Consider the following 11,735-nt stretch of genomic DNA (forward strand, 5'->3'; position numbering starts at 1 on the left):
CATCAACCCGCCACCGCAGCGTGCCCGGCCTGATACCAGTGCATGATCTCGCGCGGGATATGGTGCAGCGAAACGACCTTCTCGACACCGCCATAGGCGATGGCCTCCTTGGGCATGCCGAACACCACGCAGCTCTCTTCGTCCTGCGCCCGCGTCGAGGCGCCGAGCTTGCGCATCTCCAGCATCCCGCGCGCGCCGTCGTCGCCCATTCCGGTCATGATGACGCCGAGCGCATTGGCGCCGGCGTGCTGGGCCGCCGAGCGGAACAGCACGTCGACGGAGGGACGATGCCGCGACACCGGCGGACCGTCCTTGATCGCGATCTGGTAGCGCAGGCCGATACGCTGGAGCAGCATGTGCCGGGCGCCGGGCGCGATATAGGCGCAGCCCGGCAGCACCGGCTCACCATCCTCGGCCTCCTTGACCCTGATCTGGCAGACGCTGTCGAGCCGTTTGGCGAACGCCGCGGTGAATCCGGCCGGCATATGCTGGACGATGAGAAGCGGCGGACAATGCGCCGGCAGCATCTCGAGGACGTCGTTGAGCGCTTCGGTGCCGCCCGTCGAGGCGCCAATGCACACGATGCGTTCCGTCGTCGGCCGGGTCTTGCCCTGCACCGGTGGCGGGATGATGGCGTCGGCCGTCAGCTTCTTCTCGATGACCCGACGCTCCGAACGCGGACGCACCCGCGCGCGCGCCGCCGACTTCACGGCCTCGCGCAGCCGGGTCGAGCATTCGAGCAGCGCCTGCCGCGTGTCGATCTTCGGCTTCGGAACGATGTCGACCGCGCCCGCCTCGAACGCCTCGAACATCACGTTGGAGCCCTCTTCGGTGAGCGAGGAGCAGATGATCACCGGGATCGGACGCTGCGCCATGATCTTGCGCAGGAACGTCATGCCGTCCATGCGCGGCATTTCGAGGTCGAGGATCATGACGTCGGGAATCTCGTCCTGCAGACGCTTCGCTGCCACGAACGGATCCGAGGCCGTTCCCATCACCTCGATATCGCGGTCTTCGGACAGGATCGTCAGAAGGATTTGGCGCACCGACGCCGAATCGTCCACGATCAGCACGCGAACTTTCTGCTTCGGCATTTTGGGCGGCGCTCCGGCTAGACTTGGAAAATGGTTGGCTGAACCTGCTTCAGCCCAGGCACGGCACTGTGAATCATCGATTCCGAATGTCCAACCAGCAAATAGCCGCCCGGGCGCAAATGGCTGCACAACTGCTCCACCACCTTGCGCTGCGTCTCCCGTTCGAAATAAATCAAGACGTTGCGACAGAAAATGATGTCGACGTCGCGGTCGACCGGGTAGGACTTGTCCATGAGGTTCATCCGCATGAAGTGCGTCATGCGCCGAAGCTCCGGCACGACCCGCACCTCACCGCGCGACTTGTCCCGCGACGACGAAAAGTACCGCTTCACGAATTGCTCCGGCACGGGAGCGAGCACGTCGCGGGTGTAAATCGCCGTCTTGGCAAGGCGCAGCACCGCGGTCGAGATGTCGGTCCCGAGAATGCGGTACTGGAAACGCGAGCCGTTCCGCGTCATGTCGTCCAGCACCATCGCGGTGGTGTAGGCCTCCATGCCGGTGGAGCTCGCCGAGCTCCAGATCTTCAGGTTCGCGTTCTTCCGTCCGTGCGACCTCAGCAAGGCAGGAATGGCGATGTCCCGCATGAACGCGAAGTGCTGCGGCTCGCGGAAGAAGTCGGTCTTGTTGGTCGTCACCACATCGATGAGATGGGTGAGCTCGGTGTCGAAATGGTCCGCCTCGAACAGGTTCTCGACATATTCGTTGAGATCGGAGAAATTAAGCGCGCGCACGCGCTTGTGCAGCCGTCCCTCCAGCATCAGCCGCTTACCCTGAGGCAGCTTGATGCCGACCTGGCCTTCGATCAATTCGGCGATGGTCCGGAAGTGGCGGTCGGACAGATGCACGGCCGTGTCCTGTATGGCAGGCATCATGGCCGACGGCCCTCGTCCGGGATGGCCGCCTGCACTGAATGTCGGGCCATCCTGGCCATGTTGAATCCCACGCGTTCACGTAACCACTGAAAGCGAACCGGTCCGCACCGAACGAACCGGTCCGCAGGCGCCCTCGCGGGTCCTAGCGCTGGAAATCGGCGTCCCGATCATCCTCGCCGTCATGCATGTCGAAGGCGAAGCCACCGCCACCGGCGGCCTTCACGGCCCGCGCCGGCTTGGCCTGCACGACCTTCTTGGTCGGACGCTCGACGGCCGCCATGGTGGCAGCCTTGGCCCGCAGCTGACTGACCGCCCGATCGATCGGCGCCGGGCCCCGTCCGCCCTGCTCGATGCGGAAATAGGCAATCGTGGACTGCAACTGCTCGGCCTGCGAGGCGAGCTCCTCCGAGGTCGAGGACACCTGCTCGGAGGCGCTGGCGTTCTGCTGACCGACCTTGTCGAGCTGCTGGATCGCCTGGTTGATCTGAGCCGAGCCGACGTCCTGCTCGCGGCAGGCGGCGGTGATCTCCTCGACGAGTTCGGCGGTCTTCTTGATGTCTGGCACGAGCTTGGCGAGCATCGCGCCGGCCTCCTGCGCGACCTTCACGGTCTCGGACGACAGCGATCCGATCTCTGCCGCGGCGGCCTGGCTGCGCTCGGCGAGCTTGCGCACTTCGGAAGCGACCACCGCAAAACCCTTGCCGTGCTCGCCGGCGCGGGCGGCTTCGACCGCGGCATTGAGCGCCAGCAGGTCGGTCTGCCGGGCAATCTCCTGCACGATCGTGATCTTCTCGGCGATGGTCTGCATCGCGTCGACGGCGCGGCCGACGGCTGCGCCGGAAGCCTCCGCGTCCTTGGCGGACTGCGCGGCGATCTTCTCGGTCTGGTTGGCGTTGTCGGCATTCTGCTTCACGTTCGAGGCCATCTCCTCCATCGAGGAGGACGCTTCCTCGGCGGACGAAGCCTGCTCGGTCGCGCCCTGCGACAGCTGCTCGGCGCTGGCGGAGAGTTCCTGGCTGCCGGCGGAGACGTTCTGGGCCGCGGTGAGCGCTTCCGACACGATCTGGCGGAGCTTCATGACCATGCGTTCCAGTGCGAGGCCCAGCGTGTCCTTGTCCGACAGCGGCTTGGCTTCGACCATCAGGTTGCCCTGCGAGATCTCGTTGGCCAGGGCGGCGGTCTGGTTCAGGTTCACCGTCATCGTATTGAGTGACTTGATGAGATCGCCGATTTCATCATTGCTGGAAGACTCGATCTTCTGGCTGAGATCGCCGATTGCCACGGCGTCAGCGAGGCTCACCGCGCTGGAAAGCGACCGACTGATGTTCAGCGCCATCCAGACCGCGGCACCGACGGCGATCACCAGCGAAGCGAGAATCAGGGAGAGCAGAATGATCGTGGCGCGGCTCCCCTCAACTCTGGCCTGTTCGCTCTCGGCGGCCATCTGCTTCTTGACATAGGTGATGTAATCGCTCGCCGCGTTGAGTGCCGGCGTGGTGGCCTTCAGGCCTTCGGTCATCGAGCGCTCGCCCGCCTTGGCGCGATCGTGCTTTGCCAGCGCGAGTGTTTGATCCTGGACGTTGTTCGCATTTGCATATGCCGCAGCGAACGTCTCGATCATCTTCCTGCCGGTCTCGCTTGCGCTGCCAAAGACCTCGTCCTTCACCTTCATCGCGCGCTCGCGGAGCTGGGTGATCTGGGCGATGAATTTGTCCTGATCGGCATCGGCAGCCAGGATGGTGTTCTTTTCCGCACGCACCTGCAGCAGCACGGCTTCCTGAAGCTCGCCGACTTTCGCCAACCGGCCGGCCCGGGCCGAGAGGTGCTCGGCCGTCGTGACCATCTCGTTCAACTTCAGATACGCGACGCCGCCGGCGATCATGGACAGCAGGATGACGACGCCGAAGGCGCTGGCAAGCTTGGCTTTGACGGTGAATCTCATGTCAGTCTCGTTGGTTTCAAATTGGGGGTGCTTACGCTCACGCGATACAAAAACTCAGGCAGCCCGCGGCGCATCCGCGCCGGCCTCGCGCGCTTCCGGGATCCTGTCGTTCGCCATCAGCTTGGCGAGATCGAAGATCACGACGAACTTCTCGCCCTTGCGGCCGATGCCGGCCGCATAGTCCGACTGCCACTTGCCGCCGACTTCGGGCACCGGCTCGATCGCCTGCTCGTCGATGTCGGTCACCTCGAAGACGCAGTCGGCGACGAAGCCGACGCCGACCAGGCGATCCTTCATCGGCACGTCGAGGATGATGATACGGGTGGCCTCGGTCGCGGCGATGCTGGGCAGGCCCAGCTTGGTCCTGAGATCGACGATCGGATAGCCGCTGCCGCGCACGTCGATCATGCCGAGCAGGAAGTTCGGGGCGTGCGGAAGCCGCGAGATCGGCCGCATGTCGAGGATCTCACGGACATTGCGGATGCTGATGCCGAACGTCTCGCCGGCAAGCCCGAGCGTCAGATATTGCGAGGTTGCGGCCATGATGCAGTCCGGGGTTCCGAGGGTTTGGAAACGAGTGCGGTCCGGCACGAGGCCGGACCGATTGATCAGCGTTGGAACTCGGCGTCGCGATCGTCTTCGCCGTCGTTCATGTCGAAGGCGAAGCCACCGCCGCCACCGGCGACCTTCATCGCACGCGCCGGCTTGCGGGCAGGCATCGGCTTCTTCGCTCCGCGATCGGCGGCCGCCATGTGCGCGGCCTTGGCGCGAAGCTGACCCACGGCGCGATCGATCGGCTCGACCACCGCTTTCCCCTTGCGCGCGCCGTCCTCGATCCGGAAGAACGAGATCGTGGACTGGAGCTGCTCGGCCTGCGAGGCGAGCTCCTCGGACGTCGAGGACACCTGTTCGGACGCGCTGGCGTTCTGCTGGCCGACCTTGTCGAGCTGCTGGATCGCCTGGTTGATCTGGGCCGAGCCGACATCCTGCTCGCGGCAGGCCGCAGTGATCTCCTGCACCAGCTCCGCTGTCTTCTTGATGTCGGGCACGAGCTTGGACAGCATGTCCCCGGCCTCCTGCGCGACCTTCACGGTTTCCGTCGACAGCGTGCCGATGTCGGCGGCTGCCGCCTGGCTACGCTCGGCAAGCTTGCGCACTTCAGAAGCCACCACGGCAAAGCCCTTGCCATGCTCGCCGGCGCGCGCGGCCTCGACTGCCGCGTTGAGGGCGAGCAGGTCGGTCTGACGCGCGATCTCCTGCACGATAGTGATCTTCTCGGCGATGGTCTGCATCGCCTGGACCGCACGGCCGACGGCAACGCCGCTGGCTTCGGCATCCTGGGCAGATCGCGCGGCAATCTTCTCCGTCTGGTTGGCGTTGTCGGCGTTCTGCTTCACGTTCGAAGCCATCTCCTCCATCGAGGAGGAGGCTTCCTCGGCCGACGAAGCCTGTTCCGTCGCACCTTGCGAGAGCTGCTCGGCGCTGGCGGACAGCTCCTGGCTCCCCGCTGAGACGTTGCTCGCCGCGGTGAGAGCCTCCTCAACGACCTGGCGCAGTCTTTCCACCATCGTGTTCAGGGATTTGACGAGATCGCCGATCTCGTCATTGCTCGAGATATTGATTGTTTGGGTAAGATCTCCGGCCGCCACGGCGCCGGCGAGGCCGACCGCACGGCCGAGCCCGCGGGAGACGCTGAGGGAGATCCAGATCGCAGCTATCAGGCCGATCACGAGCGATGCGGCCACCGCCGAGATCAGCATGACGTGGGCGCGATTGCCGTCCTCATGCGCCAAGGCAGCCCGGTCAGCCATGTTCTTCTTGACGTTGTTAACATAGGCGTTGGCGGCGTCCAACGCCTCGCGGACCGCTTTGCGAACCTCGATCGAAGACTGCTCGACGGCTTTCGGCCTGTTCGACCGGGCGGTCTTGAGCGCTTCGTCCTGAACGGCATTCATCCGGGCGTAGGCGGCGCCGAAATTCTCGATCAGCTTCTTGCCTTCCGGGGAGGCCGCGGCGTGAATCTCTTCTTTCAGCTTGAGAAGTGCCTCGCGCTGCTTGCCGATCTCGGCGACAAAACCATCCGCTTCGCTATCGGGCGCCAAGAGCAGATTCTTCTCGGACCGAACCTGGGTCAGGATCCCCTTCTCGATCTCGGCCGCACGGTCCATCCGGCCGGCGCGCGACACGAGATTGTCCGCGGTGTCGATCATATCGCTGAGCTTCACATAAGCGAGGCCGCCCGCCGCCATCGAGAGCAACAGGACCACGCCGAACGCGCTGGCAAGCTTTGCCTTGACCGTAAATCTCATGTTCAGCCCCTACCGATCTCGCCCCGAGATCGCATTTCAATTCAGGATACGTTCCATGTTCGGAACGATGACGAACTCTTCACGCCACTTCGCAATGAAGCGAATGAACTCCGGCTTCCAGTGCATGCCGACCCGCGGCGTCTGCTGCACGTCGGTCTGCGATATCTCGGTGACCTCGTAGACCTTGTCGGCGGTGACGCCGACCAGGACAGGCTCGCCTTCGAGCTCGAGCTCGATGACGACGATGCGCGTGTCGGCGGAATCGTCGAGCTGCGGCATGCCGAAGCGAATGCGCAGGTCGGCTAGCGGAATGACGTTGCCGCGCACGTTGATCACGCTGGGAACGAAGGCCCGCGCACCTGCCACCTTGGTGACGGGAACGGGATCGATGATCTCGCGCACCAGGCCGGCGTCGAGCGCGAATTTCTCTTCGCCGAGGCCGATCATTACGACCTGCATCGCGCCCGACTGCCGCTCGCCAGTCAAACCCTCGTTCATCACGCCGCCTCGCTGATGTGCTGCTTTTCGACCTTCGACTGCGCCAACGCGACGAGCTGCGCCACGTCGAGGATCAGCGCTGCCGTGCCGTCTCCCAGGATCGTTGCGCCGGAGAAGATCGTGACGTCGGAGTGCAGCTTGGAGAGCGACTTGATCACGGTCTGGTGGTTGCCGATGATCTGGTCGGCAACGAGACCGACGTGGGTTTCGCCGGTCGAGATGATGATCGTCTTCTGGTGCCGGTCGGGCGCACCGGATGCGGTCATGATCTCGCGCAACCGGAGGAAGGGCACGAGATTGCCGCGCACGTTGAGGAAGTTGCGGCCGCGGGAGCGCTCGTCCTCGGCGGTCAGCTCGATGCATTCCTCCACCGCGGACAGCGGAATGATGTAGCGGCCCTCGCCGACGCGGATCAGGAGACCTTCGATGATCGCGAGCGTCAGCGGCAGGCGCAGCGTCACGGTGGTGCCCTGGCCCGGCCGGGTCGACAGGTCGATCGTGCCGCGCATGTTCTCGATGGTGCGCTTGACGACGTCCATGCCGACGCCGCGGCCCGACAGCGCCGAGATGGTCTGCGCGGTCGAGAACCCTGGGTGGAACAGGAACTGGTGGATTTCGTGATCGGTCAGCACGGCGCCCGCCGCGATCAGCCCCTGCTCTTCCGCCTTGGCACGGATGCGCGCGGTGTTGAGGCCGCCGCCGTTGTCCTTCACGGTGACGAGCACCTGCGCGCCGGAATGAACGGCGGCGAGCTCGATGCGGCCCTGCTCGGTCTTGCCATTGGCAGTGCGCGTCGCGGTGTCCTCGATGCCGTGGTCGATCGCGTTGCGGATCAGGTGCACCAGCGGATCGGCCAGGCACTCGATCATGGTCTTGTCGAGCTCGGTGTCTTCGCCCGAGGTGACGAATTCGACGGGCTTGGACAGATCCCGTGACAGATCGTGCACGAGGCGGCGGAAGCGGCCGAACAGCGAGCCGATCGGGACCATGCGCGCGCCCATCGTGGTGTCGCGCAAGGACGAGGCGAGACGCTCGATTTCCTCGGCGATCATCTTGATCGAGAGGTCCGAGCCGGACGAAGCGAGCTGGGTCAGGCGCGCCTGCGCGATGACGAGCTCGCCGACGCGGTCCATCAGCTCGTCGAGACGCTCGGCCTGAACGCGGACCGTGGCGATGCCGCGATCGTCGCGCTTGGCCTCGGACTTCGGTTCAGGCTTCGATTCGGATTTCGGTTCCGCCTTGGCGACGGGTTGCTTGGCGACGGGCTGCTCGGCGACGGGCGCGGCAGCAGCCTCGACCACCGGCGCAGGCATTTCGGCCGCGGGAGCCAGTTCCTCGTCGAGCAGCTGGAACAGCGGCGCCGGCGCAGGCGCTTCGGAGTGCTCCAGGCGCGAGAGCGTCAGCTTCATCTCGTCCTGCACGAACATGAAGACGTCGTCGATCGCATCCTTGTCGCAGGCCGCGTGCAGCTTGACGTCCCATTTGAGATAGCAGTCTTCGGGATCCATCTCGTCGAGGAAGGGGATGCCGTCGGTAATCGGCACGACGAAGCAGGGGCCGAGCTTGCAGAGATCTTCCAGCAGGTCGAGCGGGTTCGAGCCGTTGCGCAGGATGTGGGATTCGAATTCCAGATGGAGATGCCAGCCGGCCTGCTTGCTCTCAGCCGGAGCCAGCGCGGGCGCCTCGGCGATCTCGACGACCGGAGCGGCAGGCTGGTCGGCCGAGACGAAGCGCTTGAGGTCGTCGAGGATGGCCTCGCCGATGATGTCATCGGTGGACTGGGGATCTTCGATCAGCGCCCGGATGTAGTCCTTGGCGGCGAGCGCGACCGAGATCAGCTCCTGCGTCGGCCTGATCTCGCCCTTGCGGACGCGGTCGAAAGCGGTCTCGAATTCGTGGGTGAAGGAGGCGACCTTGTCGAAGCCGAACATGGCGCCCGAGCCCTTGATGGTATGCAGGGCGCGGAAGGCGGAATCGACCAGCTCGCGGTCATCGGGACGCTGACCGAGATCGAGCAGGGCTCCCTCAAGAACCTCGAAGAGCTCGCTGGCTTCCTGGCGAAAGACCTCGGTCGGATCCATCCCACTCATGCGCGCACCAGCTTGCCGACCACTGCTAGCAACTGCTCCGGCTTGAAGGGTTTGGTGATCCAACCGGTGGCGCCGGCGCTCTTGGCTTCCTGCTTCACCGTGTCGTTGGATTCGGTCGTCAGGAACACGATGGGCATGCCGACCGCGCTCGGGAGCTTGCGCAACGCGCGGATCAACTCCAGCCCGTTCATCACGGGCATGTTGAGGTCGGTGATCACGAGGTCGAGCTTGCCGGCCTGCGCCTTGGCGAGCCCCTGTGCGCCGTCGCCGGCCTCGATCACGTTGTGACCGGCCGGCTCGAGCACGACCTTGATCATCTGCCGGATGCTTGGGGAATCGTCGACCGTGAGAATCGTGGCCATCAGGTGCCATCTTTCTTTTGCGGGAAATGCTGATCGATCATCGCCTCGCTGGCGAAGCCGGCACGGCGAAGGGTATTGCGAAGGGACTGCGAGAAGGAGGTCAGGACCACCGGACGGCCCTGGGCTTCGCCCGTCTTGGCGGTCGACAGCAGCAGCTGGATCGAAGTCACGTCGGCCTTGTCGACGCTCGAACAGTCGATCTCGAGCCGCTCCTGCCGGCCGAACGCCTCGCGAATGAGCTCGTAGACATTGCGAATGGCCGCGATGCTGCAATCTGCGGGTAACCGCAACGACCACTTCGGCTCCGTGGGATTGAGCGCCATCGCGGTATCCGCCTTTGTAAAAATTCCGATACTCGTTTGACGCGAATCGGGTGAGCAAACCCCTAACGCGGACATCCGTACAACTACGGGTCACATTGTCCTGGAATTCGCGCAGGCATGTGCAGGCGTAAACAGCCTGAAATCTCACCCGCGACGTGGTGGCCGACGCGGCGCATTTGCTTCACGTTAAATTCGCTCGGGTTATGCGTGGAGTCCGTGCCTTTGCCAGCGAAGAGAGCCCCGGCCGCCGATGCTGACCCAAGCGCTGCTGGTTGACGACAGCCGATCCGTCCTCAACTTCCTGAAACGCCACATCGAAACCGAAGGTCTGGTCGAAGCCACCACCTTCCTCGATCCCGTGGAGGCGCTGGCCTGCGCACGCGAGCGCGTCTTCGACCTCGTGCTGGTCGACTACGAGATGCCGCATATGGACGGCATCAGCTTCATCCGCGTCTTTCGTACCTTACCCGGCTGTGCCGACATTCCGATCGCGATGATCACCTCGCGGCAGACCGACGACGTCAAGATGGAAGCGCTGCAGGCCGGTGCAACCGATTTCCTGCCCAAGCAGCCGCAAAGCGTCGAGATGACGGTGCGCCTTCGGAACTTGATTCAGCTCGGTGCAGCCGTGCGCAAGCTCAACGACCGTGCCGCGCATCTGGCCAGCGAAGTCGAGGCCGCGACGCGAAAGCTCGGCGAGCGGGAGGAGGAGATCATCCTGCGGCTCGCGCTCGCGGTCGAATTCCGCGACAACGACACGGGCGAGCACACGCTGCGGGTCGCCCGCTACAGCCGCATCATCGCCGAGCAACTCGGCCTGCCGGCCCGGCTCTGCCGCGACATCTATCTCGCCGCGCCCCTGCACGACGTCGGCAAGGTCGCCATTCCCGACAATATCCTGCTCAAGCCCGGCAAGCTCACCGACGAGGAGATGGCGGTGATCCGGACGCATGCGACGATCGGGGAGCGCATCCTGGCCGATTCCAGCTGCGAGCTGATCCGGCTCGGTGCGCAAATTGCCGCAGGCCACCACGAGCGCTGGGACGGCGCGGGCTATCCGAACGGCCTCAGGGCGGATGAAATCCCGGTCGCCGCGCGCGTGGTTGCGGTCGCCGACGTGTTCGACGCCCTGACGACACGGCGGCCATATAAGGAGCCGATGCCGCTCGAGGTGGCGCGCAATTACCTGGCCGAGAACAAAGGCCGGCAGTTCGATCCAGCCTGCGTCGAGGCCTTTCTGTCGCGCTGGGACGAGGTGATCGAGATCGCCACCGGTCGGCGAACGACGCCCTTTCAAAAAGCGGCGCCCCCTCTCGCTCCCACTTTGGAGAGTGCAGCGGAGAAACGTCCGGTCGACGACCAGCCGATCCCGGCCGCTTGACAGCATCCACCCGCCAACACTTTGCCGCGACTTGATTTTTCTCCGGTCGCCGATTTGAACCTCTTCCTGATAGAGTGCACCAATATCAAAGAGTGATTCCGGTCACACTTGCCCGGGCGATCCGCTGCTAGGCATCGCTCCGGGACGGGGACCAGCAAAGTATCGGTCGAATGGAATGAGAAGACCCATGAGAAGCCTGATCGGCGCTGTCGTCGGCGCGTTGTGTATTGCGGCCCCCGCCTTGGCAGAGACGCCGGCCGCGATCGTCGAGGATGTGCAAGGCAAGGTCGATGGCGTCGAGTTCATGGACTACGTCGCTGCGGGCAAGATCATCAAGCTCGGACCGAAGGCCAGCATCACGCTCAGCTATCTCAAATCGTGCCTGCGCGAGACGATCAGCGAAGGCGTCGTGCTCGTCGGCGCCGAGCAAAGCACCGTGCAGCTCGGCGACGTCCAGCGTGCCAAGGTGCCCTGTGACACCAAGGCGGCGCAGCTCTCCGAGCGCGAGGCGAACCAGAGTGCGGCAACCACGTTCCGGACCATGCGGTCCGACACCAAGGCCGCTCCGTCGAAGCTGCCGACGATCTACGGCGTCGCTCCCATCGTCCAGGCCAAGAGCGGCAGCACGCTGGTGATCGAACGCACCGACGGCAAGGAGCCCACGATCAGCGTACCGCTCAAGAACGACGTCATGACCCGCGGCAAGTTCTATGATTTCGCCAAGGCCGGGAAGTCGCTGACCCCGGGCGGCAGCTATCTCGCGAGCATCGGCAGCAAGCGTTACACCTTCCAGGTCGACGCCAGCGCCACCGCCGCGCCGACCCCGATCATCGGCCGCCTGTTGCGGCTCGAATAAGCAGACCT

The 11,735-nt window shown here is 64.5% G+C and carries 11 protein-coding genes; 2 read left to right on the plus strand and 9 right to left on the minus strand.

The features are described 5' to 3' along the window. Positions 1-2: 2 nt before the first annotated feature. The 9 genes from UNPF46_RS24905 to UNPF46_RS24945 all read right to left on the minus strand — a co-directional run bounded on the left by UNPF46_RS24905 (position 3) and on the right by UNPF46_RS24945 (position 9,490). Positions 3-1,094, minus strand: a complete 1,092-nt coding sequence (locus UNPF46_RS24905; RefSeq protein WP_142251762.1) for a protein-glutamate methylesterase/protein-glutamine glutaminase — start codon at positions 1,092-1,094, stop codon at positions 3-5. 17 nt (positions 1,095-1,111) lie between these two features. Next, entirely contained in the window at positions 1,112-1,966 is an 855-nt protein-coding gene (locus UNPF46_RS24910; RefSeq protein ID WP_100180036.1) for a CheR family methyltransferase, read from the minus strand. A 142-nt stretch (positions 1,967-2,108) separates the two neighbouring features. Further along, positions 2,109-3,908 carry a methyl-accepting chemotaxis protein gene (locus UNPF46_RS24915; protein WP_100180037.1) on the minus strand — a complete coding sequence of 600 codons (1,800 nt, stop codon included), beginning with the start codon at positions 3,906-3,908 and terminating at the stop codon, positions 2,109-2,111. Between the two features lie 54 nt (positions 3,909-3,962). After that, the gene (locus UNPF46_RS24920) at positions 3,963-4,451 is read right to left on the minus strand and encodes a chemotaxis protein CheW (protein WP_142251763.1); all 489 of its coding nucleotides are present in this window, start codon (positions 4,449-4,451) and stop codon (positions 3,963-3,965) included. 65 nt (positions 4,452-4,516) lie between these two features. Continuing rightward, a complete protein-coding gene (locus UNPF46_RS24925) occupies positions 4,517-6,217 on the minus strand; it encodes a methyl-accepting chemotaxis protein (protein ID WP_142251764.1) in 1,701 nt (566 codons plus the stop codon). Between the two features lie 36 nt (positions 6,218-6,253). Next, the gene (locus UNPF46_RS24930; RefSeq protein WP_174719188.1) at positions 6,254-6,715 is read right to left on the minus strand and encodes a chemotaxis protein CheW; all 462 of its coding nucleotides are present in this window, start codon (positions 6,713-6,715) and stop codon (positions 6,254-6,256) included. Beyond that, a complete protein-coding gene (locus UNPF46_RS24935; RefSeq protein ID WP_142251765.1) occupies positions 6,715-8,805 on the minus strand; it encodes a chemotaxis protein CheA in 2,091 nt (696 codons plus the stop codon). Before UNPF46_RS24935 ends, UNPF46_RS24930 begins: the two co-directional genes overlap by 1 nt. Beyond that, complete coding sequence (locus tag UNPF46_RS24940) at positions 8,802-9,167, minus strand: response regulator (protein ID WP_008142319.1); 366 nt, start codon at positions 9,165-9,167, stop codon at positions 8,802-8,804. Before UNPF46_RS24940 ends, UNPF46_RS24935 begins: the two co-directional genes overlap by 4 nt. Continuing rightward, positions 9,167-9,490, minus strand: a complete 324-nt coding sequence (locus tag UNPF46_RS24945; protein ID WP_028178231.1) for an STAS domain-containing protein — start codon at positions 9,488-9,490, stop codon at positions 9,167-9,169. The genes UNPF46_RS24940 and UNPF46_RS24945 overlap by 1 nt, the downstream gene beginning before the upstream one ends. 250 nt (positions 9,491-9,740) lie before the next feature. On the opposite strand from UNPF46_RS24945, the gene UNPF46_RS24950 reads away from it, so the two are divergent. Next, on the plus strand, positions 9,741-10,871 hold the full coding sequence (locus UNPF46_RS24950) for an HD domain-containing phosphohydrolase (protein ID WP_142251766.1): 1,131 nt from the start codon (positions 9,741-9,743) through the stop codon (positions 10,869-10,871). A gap of 187 nt (positions 10,872-11,058) precedes the next feature. Next, positions 11,059-11,727, plus strand: a complete 669-nt coding sequence (locus UNPF46_RS24955) for a hypothetical protein (protein WP_174719189.1) — start codon at positions 11,059-11,061, stop codon at positions 11,725-11,727. Positions 11,728-11,735 lie beyond the last annotated feature (8 nt).

The sequence above is a fragment of the Bradyrhizobium sp. UNPF46 genome, from assembly GCF_006658625.1.
Taxonomy (GTDB): domain Bacteria; phylum Pseudomonadota; class Alphaproteobacteria; order Rhizobiales; family Xanthobacteraceae; genus Bradyrhizobium; species Bradyrhizobium nitroreducens.